General features: G+C 61.6%; 13 protein-coding genes. 5 read left to right on the forward strand and 8 right to left on the reverse strand.

What is annotated here, in order from left to right:
• Window positions 1-416: 416 nt before the first annotated feature.
• The 3 genes from BMYO_RS05710 to rlmH all read left to right on the forward strand — a co-directional run bounded on the left by BMYO_RS05710 (window position 417) and on the right by rlmH (window position 3,301).
• Window positions 417-1,598 carry a LacI family DNA-binding transcriptional regulator gene (locus tag BMYO_RS05710; RefSeq protein ID WP_094667555.1) on the forward strand — a complete coding sequence of 394 codons (1,182 nt, stop codon included), beginning with the start codon at window positions 417-419 and terminating at the stop codon, window positions 1,596-1,598.
• 153 nt (window positions 1,599-1,751) lie between these two features.
• Window positions 1,752-2,393, forward strand: coding sequence for a uracil phosphoribosyltransferase (gene upp, locus BMYO_RS05715; RefSeq protein WP_094667556.1), 642 nt, complete (start codon window positions 1,752-1,754; stop codon window positions 2,391-2,393).
• Window positions 2,394-2,821: 428 nt separating this feature from the next.
• The gene (gene rlmH, locus BMYO_RS05720) at window positions 2,822-3,301 is read left to right on the forward strand and encodes a 23S rRNA (pseudouridine(1915)-N(3))-methyltransferase RlmH (RefSeq protein ID WP_094667557.1); all 480 of its coding nucleotides are present in this window, start codon (window positions 2,822-2,824) and stop codon (window positions 3,299-3,301) included.
• A 76-nt stretch (window positions 3,302-3,377) separates the two neighbouring features.
• On the opposite strand, the gene BMYO_RS05725 is transcribed toward rlmH, so the two are convergent.
• From BMYO_RS05725 to clpB, 3 genes are all read right to left on the reverse strand, one after another.
• The gene (locus BMYO_RS05725) at window positions 3,378-4,484 is read right to left on the reverse strand and encodes a glycerophosphodiester phosphodiesterase family protein (RefSeq protein ID WP_094667558.1); all 1,107 of its coding nucleotides are present in this window, start codon (window positions 4,482-4,484) and stop codon (window positions 3,378-3,380) included.
• Between the two features lie 214 nt (window positions 4,485-4,698).
• Window positions 4,699-6,297, reverse strand: coding sequence for a glutamate--tRNA ligase family protein (locus BMYO_RS12120; RefSeq protein WP_420807293.1), 1,599 nt, complete (start codon window positions 6,295-6,297; stop codon window positions 4,699-4,701).
• 1,190 nt (window positions 6,298-7,487) lie between these two features.
• Window positions 7,488-10,157, reverse strand: a complete 2,670-nt coding sequence (clpB, locus tag BMYO_RS05750) for an ATP-dependent chaperone ClpB (protein WP_094667559.1) — start codon at window positions 10,155-10,157, stop codon at window positions 7,488-7,490.
• Between the two features lie 380 nt (window positions 10,158-10,537).
• On the opposite strand from clpB, the gene BMYO_RS05755 reads away from it, so the two are divergent.
• Window positions 10,538-11,467, forward strand: coding sequence for an AEC family transporter (locus BMYO_RS05755; protein ID WP_094667560.1), 930 nt, complete (start codon window positions 10,538-10,540; stop codon window positions 11,465-11,467).
• Between the two features lie 251 nt (window positions 11,468-11,718).
• On the opposite strand, the gene BMYO_RS05760 is transcribed toward BMYO_RS05755, so the two are convergent.
• From BMYO_RS05760 to BMYO_RS05775, 4 genes are all read right to left on the reverse strand, one after another.
• Window positions 11,719-12,540 (reverse strand): fumarylacetoacetate hydrolase family protein, encoded by an 822-nt coding sequence (locus BMYO_RS05760; protein WP_094667561.1) that lies wholly within the window; start codon window positions 12,538-12,540, stop codon window positions 11,719-11,721.
• Window positions 12,541-12,991: 451 nt separating this feature from the next.
• Complete coding sequence (locus BMYO_RS05765) at window positions 12,992-14,755, reverse strand: DUF4854 domain-containing protein (RefSeq protein ID WP_094667562.1); 1,764 nt, start codon at window positions 14,753-14,755, stop codon at window positions 12,992-12,994.
• Between the two features lie 271 nt (window positions 14,756-15,026).
• A complete protein-coding gene (locus BMYO_RS05770) occupies window positions 15,027-16,295 on the reverse strand; it encodes a nucleotide sugar dehydrogenase (protein WP_094667563.1) in 1,269 nt (422 codons plus the stop codon).
• A gap of 274 nt (window positions 16,296-16,569) precedes the next feature.
• Window positions 16,570-17,727 carry an S-layer homology domain-containing protein gene (locus BMYO_RS05775; protein ID WP_094667564.1) on the reverse strand — a complete coding sequence of 386 codons (1,158 nt, stop codon included), beginning with the start codon at window positions 17,725-17,727 and terminating at the stop codon, window positions 16,570-16,572.
• A 178-nt stretch (window positions 17,728-17,905) separates the two neighbouring features.
• On the opposite strand from BMYO_RS05775, the gene rfbB reads away from it, so the two are divergent.
• Window positions 17,906-18,958, forward strand: coding sequence for a dTDP-glucose 4,6-dehydratase (gene rfbB, locus BMYO_RS05780; RefSeq protein WP_094667565.1), 1,053 nt, complete (start codon window positions 17,906-17,908; stop codon window positions 18,956-18,958).
• Window positions 18,959-19,040: 82 nt separating this feature from the next.
• Here the strand turns inward: rfbB and BMYO_RS05785 are convergent, their stop codons facing one another.
• Entirely contained in the window at window positions 19,041-21,929 is a 2,889-nt protein-coding gene (locus BMYO_RS05785; RefSeq protein WP_094667566.1) for an S-layer homology domain-containing protein, read from the reverse strand.
• Window positions 21,930-22,219 lie beyond the last annotated feature (290 nt).

Here is a 22,219-nt window from a genome sequence, read left to right on the forward strand (position 1 = left end):
CGCCCGTTCATGTCTCCATTGCCACGTTGCCACTGAATCGTCATCGCGGTGTGCGCGGTCATGCAATCGCACGTTTGTCTGGCGCTCTGCCACCGTGATGGGCGACCGCCGTGACCCGCAATCGCCGGTATTCAGTTGTATTCACTTTATTAGAACGTTCAAAATTATTCCCATGCCGTCATTACGAGCCGATTACGCCCGCGCGTAGTGACCTGCAGTGACTTATGGGAGTCCGGAAGACCGCTCGCCGTCGCGCATCGCCTTCCGGAATTGTTACGTTCTAATCAGTGGTTACATCATAAACGACAACGCCGAAGTCTGTCAACTCAAGCATGTTTCAGGTACCATCATTAGAACGAACCAAATCACCGCAACGCACGGCAGGCACCGACGCCCGCCGGATGAAGGGACACGCCATGGTCAGCATCAAAGACGTCGCCCGGGACGCCGGTGTCTCGCCGCAGACCGTATCCAACTGCATCAACAACCCCTCCATCGTCAAACCGGCCACGCGCAAGGTGGTTCAGGCGTCGATCGCGCGGCTCAACTACACTCCCAACGCCTCGGCGCGGCGTCTGCGCACCCAACGCAGCAACACCATCGGCATCGGCATCGCGCCGGTCAGCTATTCCCAGGTCTACGACCGGTTCCTGCACGCGCTAGTCACCGAGGCGGACGCAAATGGCATCCGCGTGCTGCTGTACAAAACCGACTCGCAGCAGGACGAGATCCGCCAATTCGCGGCCCTCGCCGCCCGTGGCGACGTCGATTCCTTCGTCCTGACCGACACCACGCACGACGACCCGCGACTGGCCTGGCTGCACGAGCATCACCAGCCGTTCGTCCTGTTCGGACGGCCGTGGGGCTGCGGCGCGATGGACGATCCGTCGACACCGTGGGTGGACGTGGACGGCCATTACGGCATCGCCGAAATGACCCGGCATCTCATCCTGCACGGGCGCAAGCACATCGGATTCATCGGCTGGCCGGGCGTGTCGGGCACCGGCACGGATCGCTATCAAGGCTGGCGCGACACGATGCTCGACGCGCGGATGGTCAGCGGCGACGAACTCGGGCAACTGTATGAGGAGGCCAGCAACGACATCATCGCAGGACAGACCGCCTGCATCGCGCTGCTGGACCGGCGCCCCGACCTCGACGCCATCATTTGCGTGAGCGACACGCTCGCCGTGGGCGCCGCGACCGCGCTGCCCAACGACACGGACATCGTCATCACCGGTTTCGACGACACGGTCTCCTCCCGCTCGATGGGGCTGTCCAGCATCGCTCAGCCGCTCACCGAGAGCGCGCGCCACATCATCCGCATCACCCAGGAGCAGCTTGACGCGCCTGCGGCGGCCTTCACCGGAACGAATGACGGCGGCGGCGCGGCATCGACCGCCGACAGTCATTCGACCGGCGCTCCGGAGATAGTCGCGGGCGCGTATACCGGTAGCGGCTCGGACGGTGGCGGGCGTGGCGCATCCTCCACCTCGCCCGTCGCCACACCCGCCACTGCGGCCGCCACCGTGCCCGCCACCGTGATTGCCCGCGACGACCGGCACATCCTCCTCAAGCCGACCATCGTCATTCGGTAGGCCACCGGCGCCTTTTCGTCAGCGACCCCGCGGAGCGGCAGCACCGCGACCGCGCAACCCTGCACCCACATCAGCCCTCGCGCACCCCGCCTCCGAGGAGCGGCACCCGCCCGCATTCGGCATGACCGGATTCATGGACTACGCTTAGGAACCATGGAACTGCATGTTTTGAATCACCCGCTGGTCGAGCACAAGCTCACCGTCCTGCGCGACAAGAACACTCCTTCCTCCACCTTCCGCGAGCTCGTCTCCGAGCTTGTGATGCTCGAGGCCTACGAGGCCACGCGCGACCTGTCCGTCGTGTCCGTGCCGATTGAGACGCCGGTCGCGCCGATGACCGGCAAGAAGCTGGCCGAGCCGCGCCCGATCATCGTACCGGTGCTGCGCGCAGGTCTCGGCATGCTCGACGGCATGACCCGCCTGCTGCCCACCGCCGAGGTCGGATTCCTCGGCATGAAGCGTGACGAAGACCACCCCACCCAGCAGATCACCTACGCGAACCGCCTGCCCGACGACCTGTCCGGACGCCAGTGCTTCCTCATCGACCCGATGCTCGCCACCGGTGGCACGCTGGTCGCCGCCACGCATTACCTGGCCGAGCGCGGCGCGAAGGACGTTACGGCGATCAACATCATCGCCGCGCCGGAGGGCATCAAGTACGTCGAGGAGCACATCGACCCGTCCATCGACTTCAAGGTCGTGGTGTGCGCGGTCGACGAGAAGCTCAACGACAAGTGCTACATCGTGCCGGGGTTGGGCGACGCCGGCGATCGCCTCTACGGCGTGATCGACTAGTACGGGACACAACACTGTGCCACCGCAGACGATTTAGACCTCAAATCGGCCTGCGGGGGCACGGCCTGTGCCCCGGTAACCGCTTTATCGACGTTTTCCGGCTCCGGGGGCACACGGCCACGAATCAAAAACCGCATAATTACGCCGTTTTCACTTATCACGGCAATTCCGCCCAAAATAAGGGCGTGCCCCCGCAGCCCAAATTCATCTAATTTCCAGCTCCGGGGGCACACCATGCCGCGTCCCCAGCAGCGAATGCAGGTTTCCGCCCTCCCGCGGGAAGGGCACCAGTGGCGGGAACTTCAACCGGTCAAGGATTAGTTGCCGTCCTTCCGAGGGGAAGAACGGCAACGTGGTGGCCGCAGCGCCCGCCATGGCCAGACCTAGTCCGCCCCTCGGGGAAGGGCGGCAAGCATAATGGAGTCATTATGCAGATTGACATCATTGCGCCGGGACGTGTGAAGGAACAGTATCTGCGCGACGCCATCGAGGAATATTCGAAACGGTTGTCGCGCTACTGCCGTCTGAACATCATCGAAGTCGCCGACGAGAAGACGCCGGAACACGCCACCGACGGCGTCGAACGCCAGATCAAGGCCAAGGAAGGCGAACGTATCGCGAAGCATCTGCGTGATGGCGCGTTCGTCATCGCCTTGGCCATTGACGGCAAGCAGCTCTCCAGCGAGGAACTTGCCGCGAAAGTCGATGATCTGGGATTGCGCGGCGTGAGTCACATCCAATTCGTCATCGGCGGCTCGATTGGCTTGGATGACGCGATTTTGCGCCGGGCCGATTTCAAGTTGAGCTTCTCGAAGATGACCTTCCCGCATCAGCTCATGCGTGTGATTCTGCTGGAGCAGATCTACCGCGCCTACAAAATCAACGCCGGCGAGCCGTATCACAAATAAGTCACCAGTAAGCGGTGACGCAGGCGGCGGATGAGTATCCGTCGCCTGCGTCACCTGCCGCTATTGCGCCGTCGCCCTACCGCGCGTCGGGCACGAAAGCCTCGAAGATGTGGCGGTCGAAGTACTGGTCGCACTTGGCGAGCTCGTCGGAGCTGCGCACGGTCCACGACACGGCGGTGGCACCCATCGAACGCGTCAGACGGACCTGCGGCGAGGAGCCGCCGGTCCAGTCGTAGGCCACAAAATCAGGGCGCGAAAGCCAGTCGAACGCCAGCAGACCGGCGGCCCATTCGGCCGCACCGTTGCCCGACAGCGTGGCCGGGGCGCTCAACTGACCGCGGCACACCTCGGGATGGTGCTCCTTGTACCAGTTCACCGCGCCGGGGTGGAAGGACTCGATCACGTACGGGCCGCTGTACTCCTCAAGCAGTGCGTGGCCCTTCTCCATGAGCTCGACGCAGCGCTCGGTCCAAGCGGCGTTGTCGCTGAACTTGTACTCCACGATGAGCGGCGCGCGACCGGCCACCACCTTGAGCACGTCGGAGAACAGCGGCACATGCTGGTAGTAACCCTCGGGCGGGCGAGACGGCGTGACCACCAGCGGCGGGTTTTGTTCGGCGCCCGGCAGCGGCTTGGCCTTGAGGTCGCCGGAACGGCCGTTCGGGAACAGCGGGATGCGGGTCAGCTCGTCATAGGTGAGGTCTTCGATGCGACGCGGATCGCCGGCCACGCGCTTGAGATCGGCGTCATGCACCACAACGACCTGACCGTCAAGCGTGAGCTGCAAATCGAGTTCGATGCCGTAGCCCGCCTCGCATGCAGCGGCGAAGGCGGCCAGCGAATTCTCGGGGGCGAGTGGACCGGTCACATCGGCCGAGCCATAGCCGGCCTTAAGCGCCATCTTGCGGGCGAGTGCCACGTACTCACCGCTTTCGGCCATGGAGAGCGCGGTCGCGTCGGCTTGGGCGCTGGCGGGGCCGTCGCCCTGATACTCCTCAAGATCATCGGCGGAGACCAGGCCGGAACCGGCGTCGTGCAGGCCGCGATGCGCATACCAGACGTCGGGGATGGACGGCACGAAGTTGCGGCGCTTGTCATTGAACGTACGCGGAGCCACGGCCCACACGGCGGCACCTGCGGCAACCACGCCGGCCAGCGCCGCATTCCTCAAGAATTTCGACATAACGATCCTTCCGTTGCGGTGGTATCAGATTACCGCCGACGCCCTACGCGCGGGGCGCCGGTCCCACGAATGACTCACCTCGATTCTGTGCAAGGCGCTACATCCACTACATCGCCCGTTCCACATCCCTCGCCTCAAGACTCCGGTCTCCGCTCCAGGTTTCCAGCCGCAAACCCGCGAGCCGCGTGCAAGCCGCTGCGGCGCAGCGTCCCGATTACGCGGACAGGGCTTCGGCGAGCCACGCCGGAGTGGCGGAATCGGTGGGGTCCAATGCGCGGTCGGGATGGGTGGCGCGAAGCGGTGCCCAGCTGAAATCAGGCACCAATTCGGCTGCCGTGCATGGTTCCGGTGTGGGCCGCACGCGCAGCAGCCACGCGCAATAGCCGATGATCTGCTCAGGGTCAACGCCGCGAGCACGCAACGCGCCCATGTCCAGCGACCGTTCGCGTTTGGCGAGACGGCGGCCGGCCGCATTGTCGATGAGCGGCAGATGCACATATGCGGGGGCGGACGGCGAAGGCCAGTGCCCTGCGGAGGCCATGCCGAGCGTGCCGGGCCGGAATACAGACGACATCGCCGCGGGAATGCCATCGTTTGCATGTATAGGGCAGGTCGCGGTCTCACAACGTGGGGAGTTTTCATCAGGCGCGGATGATGCTCCCAGACCCCGGCCGTTGGCGTTCCATTCCGGTTTGAAACCGCCGGCAAGCAGGCAATGGCGAATCCACATCTGCAAGGCGGTGGAACGCAGCAGATCGCGGCCGCGCACGATGTCGTCCACACCCATGTCCAAATCGTCCACGACCACGACCAGCTGATAACCGAACAGGCCGTCGGCCCGGCGAATCACCGAATCGCCGATATCATGCGGCAAATCGTAGGTCTGCGGACCGTAGACGGCATCGTCGAACATGGCGGTCACGCCACGGATGCCGTCACCGCCGAGTGGCTGGCCTTCGTCATGTCGGTTGCCGCCAAACCCGCCGCAATCGGCCTCCCGATCAACCGGGCCACCTGCCGTTGCTGCCGCGATACCGGTAGCCGGCACATCGCCGGCCGTCATCGGCATAACAGGCATCGCAGCAGCGGGCTTGGCCGGGGCGGACAGCGCTATGCCATGCATCATCGGGGCAAGCTTCTTCTCCGGCATGGCAATACGAAGGGAATGCCGATCACCTCGGGCGAGTCGCTCGCGGACTTCGTCGGGGTGCTCGCGCAGCAATCGACGGCACGTTCCGGGATAGACCATGAAGCCATCGCCCTCGTTCGGGGCCGAGGCGGCGCGGATGTCGGCACGCGAGCAGAAGCACGGGTACAACACGTCCGATGCCTGCGGACCTTCGGCGCATACGCCGTCCGGCAGCAATTGTGAAACAATGTGTGAAACATCATCAGTATTCCGCGGAAGGTTCTGTGAAACATCTTCGGCATCGTGCATGTCACGTTGCGGCCTCTTGCATGAATCATGCAGGCCACTACCCGAAGTCCTCGCCGCGTCAGCCGGCAGGCGAGCGGCAACGTCCGACGCATCACCCCATTGCACCGATCGCAGGCATTCCAGCGCGTATATGTAACGCTCGGTGTTGCGCGACTGGTACAGCGGTTCGGCGTTATCCCAGTCGAGGCCGAGCCAGCGTAGATCGTCCATCATGAGCTGGTCCGCGCCAGCGATGACGCGTGGCTTGTCCACGTCCTCGATGCGCAGGAGCATGTGCTCGCCACGCGAACGGGCGGACAGCCACGCGGCCAGCATGGCATACACGTTGCCGATATGCATGCGCCCTGATGGCGTCGGCGCAAAACGTCCGGTCATCGATCTCCTCTCACCCCATGGCGGGTACGGCATCCACCGCGCGTGTTACCAGTATGCACCGCTCACGGCACGCGATGGTATGCGACAGTGCGACATCATGCGATGCCGGCCACGCCGACCACTGTTTTGCGGAGCACATGCATTATCCGCATAGTCTCCTCGTTTGAAGGCGCAGTGTCTTAAAGGTGCAATGTGTTTGGTAGCGCGACAATCATCAATCAAGCCCGCATAGCCCTACACTCGGAGGAGCCATGGCGCTCGCCCAAATGCCTTATCTTGCAGACACGCATAGCTTCCGCACCCGGCGCCGTCATACCATCACCGTCACGCGGGTCTCGGGGTTCGTGGACGATGCACATCATCGGCACTTGAGGCGCACGACCACATCCAATGCGCCAAGGCAAGCCCCATCTCGCCCTCGGCGTCATAGCCATGAATTGCTATCTGGCTTGTAAGGGGTACATTTCACCTGTCACGGTTAGCTATCTGCGTTGCAAGGGGTACATGGCGAAGTAGCCATCGACTCAAAAGCGCTCAATACCGTAGCCAAATCAGCCCTCATACTCGGGATATGAGGTTTAAGGTACCCCTTGCAACGCAGATAGCTTTTCAGGCAATCGGTGTACCTACCCCTTGCAAAGGAGAAAGCTCTTTTCCGCCAAGATTGACGCATCGGGACACCACATGGCTTATACCCTAGTGGTCCGTCTCTTCAATAATGGCTCTGTTAAACCAACTTTGACATACGAGGTAAGCCAGCTGGGTTGATTTCCCAAGGAAATCAACCCAGTCAAAACCACAGCTGACTAGTTCATGTCAATTCTGGTTTAACAGAGCCTAAATAATTGAGAGCTTCAGCTTTTTCTCTCCCTCAGTCAGCTTCGCTGACAGCCCCCTCACCAGAGGTGAGCCAACACCACTCAGACAATTACGAGACAGACCACTAAGGCCCATCTTGAATTGTCGGAGTGGCATTAACTCCCTTTGGGACGAGCTGACCTGCAAAACGGGTCCGCGGACAGTCAATCCGTCAATGAACGGCCTACAAACAATGGGACCGTGGATAAAACCACGGCCCCATTTATAAGTCCGTCAGCAACTTTGCAGTGGTATCAAGCAACACACAGCAACGTCACAGCGGCATTGCCGCAGCTATTAGCACTGCAGCACCGTTGCCGAACCTGCAACCGTCACTTATCCTCGGTGACCTTGTCCACGTTCACATCCGGGTCGTCGCCAACGATTTGGTCGCTGGCCCACGCGGAGAGCTCGAGGTGCTCGCCGCCGGTCTGGTCGACCAGCACGGTGTCGCCGTCGTGGACCTTGCCGGCCAGCAGCATGCGGGCCAGCTGGTCGCCCACCTCGGTCTGCACCAGACGGCGCAGCGGACGGGCGCCGTAGGCCGGGTCGTAGCCGGTGTTGGCCAGCCACTCGCGGGCGGAGTCGGTCACGTCGAGCGTGATGCGGCGGTCGGTGAGGCGCTGGGCCACGCCACGCACCTGGATGTCCACGATGCCGCCCAGCTCCTCGCGGGTGAGCGGATGGAACATCACGATGTCGTCCAGACGGTTCAGGAACTCCGGCTTGAAGTTCATGTGCACCGCGTCCATCACGGCCTTCTTCTTGGCGTCGGGGTCCATGTCCTCGTTCACGAGGAACTGCGAGCCGAGGTTGGAGGTCATGATGAGGATCGTGTTCTTGAAGTCCACGGTCCGGCCCTGACCATCGGTCAGACGACCGTCGTCGAGTACCTGCAACAGCACGTCGAAGATCTCGGGGTTGGCCTTCTCGACCTCGTCGAACAGCACGACGGAGTACGGGCGACGGCGCACGGCCTCGGTGAGCTGGCCGCCCTGCTCGTAGCCGACGTAACCCGGGGCCGCGCCGATCAGGCGGCTCACGCTCGCCTTCTCCATGTACTCGGACATGTCGATGCGCACCATGGCCTTCTCGTCGTCGAACAGGAAGTCCGCGAGCGCCTTGGCGAGTTCGGTCTTGCCCACGCCGGTGGGGCCGAGGAACAGGAACGATCCGGTCGGGCGGTTCGGGTCGGAGATGCCGGCACGCGAGCGGCGCACCGCGTCGGACACGGCCGTGATGGCCTCCTTCTGACCAATCACGCGCTTGCCGAGGTAGTCCTCCATGTGCAGCAGCTTCTCGTTCTCGCCCTGCATCAGGCGGCCGACGGGGATGCCGGTCCAGTCGGAGACGATCTCCGCCACGGAGTCGGCGTCCACGCGGTCCGGCACCATCGGCTCCTGCGCGGGGTCGGAGGAACCGGCGTCCTTGGACTCGGCGTCCGCGTTCTCGGCGGCGGCGAGTTCCTTCTGGATGGCCGGAATCTCGCCGTACAGAATCTTCGATGCCTCGGCCAGGTTGCCCTCGCGGGTGAACTTGTCCGCCTGCACGCGCAGGTCATCAAGCTTGGCACGCAGCTCGCCGACCTTGTTGTGCCCGGCCTGCTCGGCATCCCAACGCGCCTTGAGGCCGCTGAGCTTCTCACGAGTGTCCGCGAGTTCGGCTTGCAGCTTGCCCAAGCGCTCCTTGGATGCCGGATCCTCGGCCTTCTTGAGCTGCATCTCCTCCATCTCAAGACGGGTCACCTTGCGCTGCAGCTCATCGATCTCCTCCGGGGAGGAGTCGAGCTCCATGCGCAGGTGCGCGGCCGCCTCATCGACCAAATCGATGGCCTTGTCGGGCAGCTGACGGCCGGAAATGTAGCGGTTGGAGAGGGTTGCGGCGGCGACCAGCGCGTCATCGCCGATTGTCACCTTGTGGTGCGCTTCGTAACGCTGCTTGAGGCCACGCAAGATGGCGATGGTGTCCTCGACGGACGGCTCGCCCACGTACACCTGCTGGAAACGACGCTCCAGCGCCGGGTCCTTCTCGATGTTCTCACGGTACTCGTCCAGCGTGGTGGCGCCGATCAGACGCAGTTCGCCGCGGGCCAGCATCGGCTTGAGCATGTTGCCGGCGTCCATGGAGCCCTCGGCCGCACCCGCGCCCACGATGGTGTGAATCTCATCGATGAACGTGATGATCTGGCCGTTGGCGTTCTTGATTTCGTTGAGCACGCTCTTGAGGCGCTCCTCGAACTCGCCACGGTACTTCGAGCCGGCCACCATCGAGCCCAGGTCAAGGCTGATGAGCTTCTTGCCCTGCAACGTGGTGGGCACATCGCCCGCCACGATACGCTGGGCGAGGCCCTCCACAACGGCGGTCTTGCCGACGCCGGGCTCGCCAATCAGCACCGGGTTGTTCTTGGTACGGCGACTCAGAATCTGGATGACGCGGCGAATCTCCTGATCACGGCCGATGACCGGGTCGAGCTTGCCTTCCTTGGCGGCGGCCGTCAGGTCGGTGGAGTACTTCTCCAGCGCCTTGTACGAGCCTTCCGCGTCCGGGCTGGTCACCTTCGCGCCGCCGCGCACGCTGGGCACGGCCTTGCGCAGGGCCGCCGCAGTGACGCCGTTCTTCTCCAGAATCTCGGCCGACTGGTTCGGCTTGCTGGCCGCGATGCCAATGAGCAGGTGCTCGGTGGAGACGTATTCATCGCCCATCTGCTGCATTTCCTTCTCGGCCTGCGCGATGGCGGCGGTCAGCTGACGGCTGGCCTGCGGCTGCGAGGTGGTCGAACCGGACGCGCTCGGCAAGCCGACCAGCGCGTTGCGCACCGCAGCGCCGATGGCCTTCGCGTCGCCGCCCGCGGCCTCGATGAGCGAACGGACCACGCCGTTCTCCTGACGCAGCAGCGCATCCATGACGTGCAGGGTCTCGACCTGCGCGTTGCCGGCGGCGGAGGCGCTCTGAATGGCGTCGCCGACGGCCTCTTGGGCCATGGTGGTGAACTTCTGTTCCATAGTGTTCCTCCAAAAGTCTTCTTGTATGCCTGCCGCGGGCGCGTGCCGATGTGTACCGTGCGCACCGGCGTTTGCCGCGGTGTGCGCGGGTATCGGCGTGCCGGGATTCGGCTCGACACATGACCACGGCAGGCATTCGTGTCATGTTCTGACACTCTCAACCAGCCTGCGACCCATTCTATTCCCAAAACTTGAGTGAAGGAGACTCAAGTTTTGGGATTTGGTGGGCGCGTCCATCATGCGCACCGCCGCCGAGGCGGACGGCGAATCGCTCCTATACTCGCCACTGAGTCGTCGCGCGATTTGCCAGGCTGACCCGCCCATTCCGCAACCGGGCAGGCAAGCGCGACCGCGAAATACACGGGAATGAAGAGAAGAACATGATTTTCCAAGCCGGCGCGCTGCTGCTCGCCATCATCGGCCCTTACGCGCTCAAACATCTGCACGTCTTCGGCGAGCGCGACTACAAGGTGGCCCAGGGGCTGGTGTTCAACCTCACGCTGCCATGCGCAATCATCCTCTCGTTCGCCACGAACAAGCATGACATGCGCATGCTGTGGATCGTGCTGTTCGGTTTCTTCGCCTGCGCCGTGCCGCTGTTCATCGTGTATCTTGGCTCGCGCGGTGACGAGCGCAACTACCGCGCGTTCCAAATGCTCAACGCCTCGGGCCTGAACCTGGGCGCGTTCTGCCTGCCGGTGGTGCAGACGTTCATGGGCGCCTCGGCCGGACTGCCGATCATCATGCTCGACATCGGCAACGCCACGGTGGCGACGGCAGGCTCGCTCACGATTACACGCACACTGCTGAAAATGGATGGGAATTTCAAATCGCTGCCGTTGCGACTGCGGCTGCGCAACATCGCGCGCGATTTCCTGGGGTCGATCTCGTTCGACATCTACATGCTGATGCTGGTGTTCATGTTCGCGCACATCACGATTCCGCAGCCGATCGTGACGCTGATCACGCCGTTCGCCAACGCGAACGCCTTCTGCGCGATGGCCATGATCGGCCTCATGATGGAGATTCCGGACAATCGCAAGGACCGTATGGAGCTGTTGAAGGTGATCGGCTGGCGCGCGGTGTTCGGCGTGGTCATCGCCGTGGCAGCATGGTTCCTGCTGCCGTTCGACATGCGCATCCGCGAAATCATCGTGCTGGGCGCCTTCGCCCCGATCACGATCTTCTCCACCAAGTTCACGGACTCGCTCACCGGCAACGCCAAGCTGGCTGGATTCTCCCTGACCGTGACGGCCATCATCTCGTTGGTGGTGATGACCGCGCTGCACGCGGTGCTGCCGGGGGCGTGAGACGCGCAGGCGGCGTGACACGAGCAGCGCGCGACGGCCGCCCTCGGACGGCGGACAAGTAGAGAAAAGAATAGCCGCCACCCGTAGGCAGCGGCGTAATTCGGCGCTAGCGGTCTGTCCTCAATAATTGAGGGCTTCAGCTTTTCTCCCCCAGTCAGCTTCGCTGACAGCCCGTCCTGCAATTAAGGACGTACTGGCCCGCGAAGCGCGGTCTGAGGGGTAGTGCATTAATCAACGAACTTACGGCGTGGCTAGGCGCGCACGATCACGTTGCGCAGGTCGCCGATGCCCTCGACGTGGACGATGGTCTCGTCGCCGGGGTCGAGGTGACCGGAGGCGTTCGGCGTGCCGGTCATGATCACGTCGCCGGGCAGCAGCGTGGAGAACGAGGAGATCGCGGCGATCTGCTCCGGAATTCCGTGGATCAGGTTCGCGGTGGTGCCGGACGCCATCGGCACGTCCTCGCCGTTCAGGGTGAAGGAGATGTGGGCGTCACGCCAGTTGAGGTCGTCGCGCATCACGATCCACGGGCCAAGCGGGCAGGAGGTGTCGAAGCCCTTGGCACGGCTCCACGTCGGGTCGATGCCCTGCAGGTCGCGCAGGGTCACGTCATTGACGCAGGTGAAACCAAGTACGTAGTCCATGGCGTTCTCCACGGACACGTTCTTGGCGATGCGGCCCATCACCACGGCCACTTCCGGCTCGAAGTTCATGTCCTTGGAGCATGCGGGGTACACAATCGGGTCGTCCGGGCCGATCACCGAGGTGGACGGCTTGGTGAAGATGACCATGTTCTCCGGCGCGTGGGCGATTTCGGAGTGACCGGCCTCGTGCATGAACTGCACATGGGCCTCGTAGTTCTTGGCCAGACCGTATACCTTGGAGGGAATCACCGGGGCGAGCAGACGGACGCCGTCGGCGTCGAGCGCGTAACGGTTGCCGGTGGGCTTGACCTGATCGCCGGCCAGCGGGTGACCGTCCAGTTCGACGAGGTAGTCCTTGCCGTCGTTCTCATCCTTCTGCACGAAGGCGTAGCGCGGCGAATCATTGAGCGAAAAACGTGCAAGTCTCATGGTGCCTAGCGTACACCGGTTTAGCGCGCGCGGCTTTATGACTTTTCCGGCAGAAGCGGTCGTATGGCAAGCGAGCGGGGATGTTGGGCTTCGGGCTTCGGGTGTTGGGTTTTGGATTAGGGTTGGGCTCGTCAATCAATCATGGATTGGATCACTATAGGGGCTGACGGGTGCGGGGTTTGGCGTGCGATACCCAACACACTCAAGGCCATTCGGCCAGGCCTATGGTTGGGCATCGCACACCAAACCCCGCATCCTTCCGGCGAATGACTGCGCCGGTGCGCAAATCACTGCGAAGGAATTAGGTTATGTTAGACCAAAGTGTTGTTATTCGCGTTGTACGCATACCGTGTCATCCACCTTCATGACATGCCGGTGATGCTTGGACGCGAGTAATTGCAACGCTTCCAATAAAACCAACACTTTGGTCTAACAGTCCCAGGAATTACGCCTACTGTTCGGTCCAGGTCTGGTCGAAGAGAGACTGGCCGCTGGCGGTGTGCATGTAGACGCGCAGCGAAGCCTTGCCGCTGGAGGTCTTGCACATCGTGCCGAGCATGTCGGCGGTGGACTGGTAGGTGTCGCTCAAGCCAGAGACCGACGAGGCGATGGAGTCGCCCGCGGCGGCGTACTCGTCGCCGACCGTGTACTCGTAGACCAGCGTGTCGCCTTCGACGTGGTAGGAGAAGGTGATGCCGGAGCCGGACAGCGAGTCAACCTCGGACTGGACGGAGGACTTGAATTCGTCGGAGTCCACGAATGCCTGCACCGAGTCGTAGAGGCCATAGTCGCCGCTGGACAGGTCGTTTTCGGTGTCGTTGAGCGTGCTGTCCAGCGAGTTGTCGAGGTTGTCGAGGTCGGTGGAATCGGAGTTGGAGTCGGTGCTGGAATCGCCACCGGTGCTCGAGTCGGTTCCGGAATCGGACTGGCTGTATGAGGAGTCGGACTGCGCGTCCTGTATCGCCTTGTTCGCCATCGCGGCACTGCCCGCCAGTCCTACCACGACCAGAACAATCGACAGCACCATGCTGATGATGCTGATGACGATGCCGGCGGTGGCCAGACCCCTGCCCTTACCGCCCTGCTTCTTGATCTGGTTCAGGCCGATGATGCTCAGGATCAGGCCGATCACCGCGACGAAGAACGAGCAGATGAAGCCGGCGATGGCCAGGCCGTTGTACTTCTGGTTGTTGGGGTTGTACGGGTCGTCCGCCGGGGAGAGCGGCGCGTTGCCGCCGGTGCCGTCGCCGTTGCCGCCCGCGTATGGCGGGTACTGGCCGTACGGCGGGACGCCGCCCTGCGGCGGGAAGTTCTGTCCCTGCGGAGGCACGTCCTGTTGCGGAGCGTACTGTTGGGGAGCGTTCGACTGCGGAGCCGGGCCGGGATTGCCGTACGCGGGATTACCGTACACGGGATTGACCGGCGTTGCGCCTTGTGGCGGGACAGAGCCGTTACCGTCATACGCGGGAGCGCCGCTCACCGGCACGCCCTGCTGAGGGTAAGGGTTCGCCCCGTCCTCCGGCTGCTGCGAAATACCGTTTTGCGTGTACGGTTCGGCGTACGGTTCGCCCGCTGCCGGCTGCTGCGGCTGGGACTGCGGCGCAGAATCAGCCGGAGCGGCGGCCGGTGCATCGGGGGCGATGGAATAGGCCGCCGGGGTGGCCTTCAGCGCGGCCGATGGAATCGCCTCGGTTTCGGCGAATGAGGATACCACTCCAGGAACGCCATTGGCGGGTGCCGCATCCGCAGCAGCGGGGAATATCGAATTTGGTTCATGGTCGGACGATGGAATCGCCTCGGTTGCCGGCTCGGGCTGCGCGTGCGCGGAAGCCTCCTGCGCCGCCGCGACCGGCACCGCACCCAGCGGCGGCACGGCCAGTGTGGGCTGCTCGGTCGGGGTGAACGCTTGTGTGGGGGCGGCGTCGTCACCGGCAACAGTGGCAGCCGAGCCGACCGAGCCAGCCAAGCCGACCAAGCCAGCCGACGGCAGGGCCTGCGTGGCCTGCAGCGGCTCCTGTTGCAGAGACGGCAACGCCTGGGTTGCCGCCGCCCCATCGCCAGCCGTGGGCAGCGTTTGCGTCGCCTGTTCAGGCTGTCCGACGCCCGCACCGACCGGCAACGGCTCGGTGGAATTCGTCTCGATTGGTTTGGTTTCGGCAGCCCCGGTCGGAATCGGCTCGGTTGCATTCAGATCGGTTGCATTCGGGTCGGCCATGATGCGCTCCTTCTCATCCCGTGCCTACTGGTCAGGCACGTCCCCAACGCGCGCTACTTTGTGCGTTACTTCACATCGTACGCGCGCTTGGGCGGAAATACCTAGAAACTACGCCTCTTTACCATCTATACCCCCGATATTCAGGTACGGAGCCATCCTTGCAATCTATAGGGGGAACGAAGGGTTCCTCGCGAGGCATCATCGCACCGCAGCCCAATACGCCGCAGCCCAATACACCGGCCCAATACGCGGAGGACCAATCCCGGGAGAACTAATCCCGCCGGAACAGGTCGCGGGTGAAGACCTTGTCGGGTACGTCGGCGATGTCCTGATTCCAGCGGTTTGCCACGATGATGTCGGACTCGGCCTTGAACTGCGCCAAATCGTGCGTCACCGTCGAGCCGAAGAAGTCGGGCGCATCCAATGTGGGTTCGTAGACGATGACCGTGTATCCGCGCGCCTTGATGCGTTTCATCACGCCCTGGACGGCGGATTGACGGAAGTTGTCCGAACCGGATTTCATCGTCAGCCTATAGATGCCGATAATCGGACGAATCGAACGGTCACCCGAATGATGCACCATACGCGACGCCCGGTCGATGATCTCGTCCGCGATGAAGTCCTTGCGTGTGAGGTTCGCGGCCACGATGGCCTCGATGAGGTTCTGCGGCACCTTGTCGTAGTTGGCGAGCAGCTGCTTGGTGTCCTTGGGCAGGCAATAGCCGCCGTAGCCGAAGCTGGGGTTGTTGTAGTCACCGCGGATGCGCGGGTCGAGGCACACACCGTCGATGATCGACCGCGTATCGAGCCCACGCGATTCCGCATAGGTGTCCAGCTCGTTGAAATAGGCGACCCGCAGGGCAAGATAGGTGTTGGCAAACAGTTTGATCGCCTCGGCCTCGGTCAGGCCGACCACCAAGCTGGGAATGCCCGTGGTGCCATCCGGATTGATTCGCCCGCTCTCCTCCGGCGCCGCACCCTGAGCCAGCAGATCGACGAACGTGTGGGCTGCGGCGACGGCTGGCTCGTCATCCTGCGGAGCCCCCACAATGATGCGGCTGGGGTGGAGATTGTCGTACAGCGCATGGCCCTCGCGTAGGAATTCCGGGGAGAACAGGATGCGCCGGTCATGCAACCGTTCGCGCAACTGCTGCGTATACCCCACCGGAATGGTCGATTTGACGACAATCCACGCCTCCGGGGCATACGTACGCACGGCCTGGATGGCGGCCTCCACGCTGGAGGTGTCGAAATAGTTGCGTTTCGGGTCATAGTTCGTGGGTGTGGCGATCACCGCGTAATCGGCGTCCGCGTACGCCCGCGCCGGATCGAGCGTGGCCTGGAAGTTCAGCTGACGGTCGCCGGAAATGCTCTGACGCAGAAACGCGGTGATTTCTCGATCCACAATCGGGCTTACGCCCCGGCGCAGCATCGCCACTTTCTCGGGGACGATGTCCAACGCATGGACCTCATTGTGCTGTGCCAGCAACAACGCCACAGACAGTCCCACATAACCCGTACCGGCAACCGCAATCCTCATGCCCAATGCCCGCCTTCTCACAGCCACGGCACCCGCGGCCGCAACTTGGTTTTCAGCGTAGCATCGGGCCGCCGGGTCGAATGCGCCAGCCGATTAATCAGCGGTGAACGCCCGGAATACAATGGCCCGTTGGGTACTACCATAGCTTCTGTTGGTTCAATCTCTAGTTCAATCTCCCAGTGCAAGAAAACTCATCAAGCAAAAGCACCACATTCATGAAAAATGGCTCTCCTCGTTGTGAGGAGAGCCATTTGGCGGGGTTAAACGGGGCCTATTACTTGAGCACGTTGTCGCTCATCCTGTGCAGGAAGGCGGCCATGTCCTGACGGATGACCGTCTCACCCACGCCGAACGTGCCGTTCCCGTAGCCGGTGGACACGCCGGTCTTGGCCAGCCAGGCGATGTCATCCGCGTGCGGGGTATCCGCGGTCACGTCCGTGAACGCCTTGCCCTCGCCGGAGGGGGCGGTTGCCTGCTTCAGGTCGGCGAGCCTCTTGAGGAAGGCGGCCATGTCCTGACGCTGCACGCCGGCCGTGCCATCGAACGTGGTCACCCCATCGGTCGTGTAGCCGGAGGAGATCTTGTTGGACGCCAGCCACAGGATCTCCTTGTAGTGCGGCGTGTCCTTCGTCACATCGGCGAACGGGTTATTCGCCTTGGTCTCGTCGAACGCGGGGCTGCCCGCCAGACGGTACAGGAACGCCGCCATGTCCTGACGGTTCACCGTGCCGGCCGGGCCGAACGTGCCGTCCTTGTACCCGGTCGTGATCTTCTGCTCGGCAAGCCATTTGATATCCGCAGCATGCGGCGTCTGATCAGTCACATCAGAGAACGAACCCGGCGTCGACGGAGTCGTCTCCGAGCCCGAACCCTGAGACGAACGATCAAACGGCACAGCAATACCACTGCGGCCCGCCCAACCACCTGCAGCGACGCCACCGCTTGTCATTCGCCAAACCGCCACGCCGCCGATCTTCGGGTTGTCGAACATCCTGGCGACTACCGCACGAATCTTCTCCGGGAAGGGCCGCGTCACCGTCGTGTCAGTCGGCTCCTCGAACTTCAGATCGTTCACATCCACTGCGAAATCCATGCCTACCTGCGGGTTGTCCCAATCCGGATCGTCGCAGACACCGCCCATGACACAATTCATGAGCGCACCGTCACCAGACGAGTCAGCAGGAAGAGGAATCACCTCGAAAGTATCCATCTCCCAATCAGCGCCAGGGCCCACGGAAACCTTCTGCGAGAAGGTAAGCTTGTCGACCCCATCCTTGGTGATGGGGTTCGGCGACACCGTGAAACCCTCTTCCTGCGTCGGAATGAACGGGTCGTCCGGCTTGTACTCGAAGGCGTTCGCCGTCACGGCACCCGCCATCATCATGCCCAACGCCGCCAAACCGGCGACAAGAGCCCTACCCAAATACTTCATCGTGTTCTCCCTTCAGGACCTCTGATCCAGGTCCGATCGGACGAAGACGAAATCGTCTTCACATAAAACGCAACACCCCCCCCCGAGACAAGAAATCCGGGCGGCGAAAATGTTTGATGGACCATTCAGCAGCCCTTGCCGTCCCGGTATCTAACCGCCCTCAAGTACGATAGTGCGCATGAGTCATGCCGCATCAACGCCCGCAATAATTCCCCAGCATATTCTGGTGACCGGTGGAGCCGGATTCATCGGAGCGAACTTCGTGCATTGGGTGGCGCGCAATCATCCGGCGACCCACATCACCGTTCTGGACGCTTTGACATACGCCGGCAAACGGGAAAACCTGAGCGAAATCCCTGCCAATCAGCTCACGTTTGTGCGTGGCGATATCTGTGATGCCCCGCTGGTCGAATCGTTGTTCACCGGCACGTTTGGACCGACGCCGATTGACGCCATTGTTCACTTCGCCGCGGAATCGCACAACGACAATTCCATCCTCGACGCCGCCCCATTCCTTCGCACCAATGTGACCGGCACCTATGTGCTGCTCGAGGCCGCCCGACGCCATGACGTCAGGTTCCATCACATCAGCACCGACGAAGTGTACGGCGATTTAGCACTCGACGATCCGCACAAATTCACCGAGCAAAGCCCGTATAACCCGTCCAGCCCGTATTCGGCGTCCAAGGCGGCCAGCGACCATCTGGTGCGCGCATGGCACCGAACCTACGGGCTCAGGGCCACGATCAGCAACTGCAGCAACAACTATGGTCCCTATCAGCATGTGGAGAAGTTCATACCCCGCCAAATCACCAATATTCTCGCGGGAATCCGGCCCAAGTTATACGGCCAGGGTCTTGCCGTGCGCGACTGGATCAGCGTCGAAGACCACTGCAGCGCCATCTGGACGATTCTCACGCAAGGCCGAATCGGTGAGACCTATCTCGTAGGCAGCAACGGCGAACGCAGCAACATTGATGTGCTCCGTATGATCCTCGCCCGCATGGGCCGTGACCCGGATGATTTCGATCACGTCAACGACCGCCCCGGCGGCGATGTGCGGTATGCCATCGATGCCACGAAGATCGAGACCGAGCTTGGATGGCATCCGAAATACACAAACTTCTCGACGGGGCTCGACGAAACGATCGATTGGTATCGCACGCACACCGATTGGTGGATGCCCGACAAGACGGCCACGGAAGAAAAATACCGCCGACAAGGACACTAGCTACCACCAATACGACCGGAGGGTCGGATGGATTCCATCCGACCCTCCGGTCGTATTATGCGGCTACTGCGCGCCCAGACGATCACTTGAGCACGTTGTCGTGCATGCGGTGCAGGAACGCGGCCATATCCTGACGCAACACCGTGCCGCCCACACCGAACGAACCATCCGGATAACCCTCGGTCACGCCCGTCCTCGACAACCAGGCGATATCCTCGGCATGCGGGGTCGCCCCGTTCACATCCGTGAACGACTGCGCCTTGCCCGACGGATCCTTCGCCTTCCCGTACTCCGCGAGACGATGCAGGAACGCAGCCATATCCTGACGATAGACCGGCGTCAGACCCTGGAACGAGAGCGTGCCGTCCGCATTCCTGTAACCCGTGGTGATGCCCGTCGAATACAGCCACAGGATCTCCTTGTAGTGCGGAGTCTCCGCGGTCACGTCAACGAACGGGTTCTCGGCCTTCGTCTCATCGAACCTCGGGGAACCGGCCAGACGATACAGGAACGCAGCCATATCCTGACGATTCACCTCAGTGGCCGGACGGAACGTCACCGTGCCATCCGCCTCCTTCCAACCGGTGGAGATTCCCTGATCGGCAAGCCACAGGATGTCCTCGTAATGCGGGGTCTTGTCCTTGATCACATCAATGAACGGGGACTTAGTCGGCGCAGGATCAGGACTCGGAGACGGCACAGGCGTCGGAATCTTCGCCCACACCGCATACAGCGTGATGTTGCTCGTCACCGCGTCCTCGGCCGGATCAAACGGCGTAGTCACGTTAGCATCTTTATACCAAGTGACCGTGTACCCAAGCTTGGTCGGCACATTCTGGACCTTGTCACCGTTGACGACTTCCTCCCAGCCCAACAGGGACTGATCAGCGGCATCACGGTAGGTTACGCCGTACGTGGCGCCCTCCGTGTCATTATCGACATTACCGACGTACGGCCGAGTGTTGGCACCGAACTTGTTTGCGTTCTCTGTGCCCTGATATTCGGTGTATTTGAGATCATCGTCAGTCTTGACACCGTTCTTCACCACCACTCCATTGGCACTATTGAACGTGTTATTTTTGATATCGACGTTCTCCTGGGGAGCAGACTCACTACCCCAATTCTGGGTACGAAGATAAACACCAATATTCCCCGATCCGAACGTATTACCAATGATGTCGATATTCTTGGCACCGCCCCAGAAATCAATTAGAGCACCGCCCGTGGCACTTCCACCTGCGGCAAGCTGATTGCCGGAAACGGTGACGCCGTCAACACCGACCTTGCCACCCTTGTCATACGAAACAAGGAAGACACCTTCACTAGACGCTCCCTTGTGGGCGACCATTGTGTTGCCGGAAATCACGGTGTTAGTGATGCCAGGAACCGCGTCATTAATCTCGTTGGACAAATGGATGGCGATGTGATAGCCAGCGGTCCCATCAATGTCGAACGTGTTGTTCGTAATCTGTGTGCCGTCAACCTTCGCGTTCTGGTTCGGGAACACGTAGACGCCCATTGCCTTACCGGAAATCATGAAGGCGTCGGCGGTTATCATGAATGTATTATTCGTGATTTTTACATTGCTGGCAGCGGAGATATATATGTTCGCGGACCATCCATTCATCTTCGACGTGCTATTGAGCACGAACTTCACGTTCTGAATAATCGAATCAGAAGCTTTCTCGGCAAGCCTAATCTGTCCATTGAGCGCGTAGCCCTGACCATCAAGGATAATCTTCTTGTTGATTGCCATGACGCTGTCCAGCGTGATGCTAGACAAAAGCTGGACCGTATCTCCATCCTCTGCATCCTTGATTGCGTCAGCTAAGCTCACGTACGTGACCAGAGCATCGCTGTCAGACTTCTTGACACCAGCGACGATGCCCTGCGAAGGGCGGGAAGCGTCGACCTTGTCCGGCTTGGTGATGGTCAGACCACCCGACGGCACACTGCCCTTCTCGAAGCCGTATCCAGTGTCCGTGCCGGTGAAGTCGTTGCCGCCCACCTTAATGTCAGTGCTCGTCGTGTTCTGGCCGGGCATTGCGCCGGAGCCGACAGCCTGCGACAGGTTGGTGAACGTGTTGTCAGTGAACGTCAATCCCTTGACACCCTGCACATAGATGCCGGTCGCGTTACTCTTCGTCTCAGCCGTTGCCGAAACAGTGTTACCGGTCACCGTGAGGTTGGTGATGCCGTAGTCGTTTCGCCCACCAGACGCATCGATGAAGACAGTCTGGCCCTTGTTTGAAGCGGCGCCGGTGACTTTCATCGTGTTGTTTGCGACCGTGACGTCAGTCACTGTATTTTCCTGACCGGTCAGGTAGATCGCCGTGCGATTATGGTTTTTCGCGGCCGTAGGGTAATTGAACGTATTGTTGCTGATGGAGACTCGAGCGGAGCCCTTCTGCACGTAGACGCCGTAGTAACCGGTCACCGCAGCATTTTCGGCGATGCCGAACGCGTTGCCTTCAATCTTGACGTCACCGGCACCCTGTACCGAAACGCTCGTGTTGGAACCGGCGGCACCCGTCAGAGAGAACGTCATGCCCTTAATCGTCGCACCATCGTGGACCGTCATCGTGCCGGAATATACAGCTCCATTCACGGAGGTCACGGTAATCTTCTTATCGACACGGACGGTGGATTCGTCCGAGTTGGCCGTCAGTGTAACCGTCTCGCCGGCCTTAGAGGCGGCCAGTGCGGCGGAGAACGTCGGATATGAAGTGGTTTGACCGTCAGGCGACGTCACCGTAGCGACGTTAGCCACAGCATCGGCCTCGTTCGCACCATCGGCATTGGCATTGACGTCAGCATTACCCTGCGGCTGGTTGGTGGTCTGCTGGGTGGTGGACGGCTCCGGTTCGGGAGCCGCGTTCGCAATCGGCGTCACAGCCAGCGAACCCAAAGTGCATACTGTTGCGAGCAGCGCAGCCGAACGGCGCGCCATGGAATGATTCTTATCCGGCATCCCGCCTCCTTATCTCTCTAAGTGGAATGGACTAGAACCGATAATCCTTTGAATCATTTTACCCCCGAAGACGCTTTTCGGGGGTTACCCCCAAGATATGGCGAAGGGTGGGAATCATCCGAGAACGGAGCTCAGCAGAAGAAAGGGGCGGATGAGAGCACTCCCATCCGCCCCTAAGCGCCTTTCACGCAGGCGCAGCAGAAATTTGTTGCATCGCTTCAGCACGTTGTCATGCATGCGGTGCAGGAACGCAGCCATATCCTGACGAATCACCGGACGCAGACCGCTGA

Origin of the sequence: Bifidobacterium myosotis, from assembly GCF_002259745.1 — a bacterium.
In the GTDB taxonomy this organism is placed as follows: domain Bacteria; phylum Actinomycetota; class Actinomycetes; order Actinomycetales; family Bifidobacteriaceae; genus Bifidobacterium; species Bifidobacterium myosotis.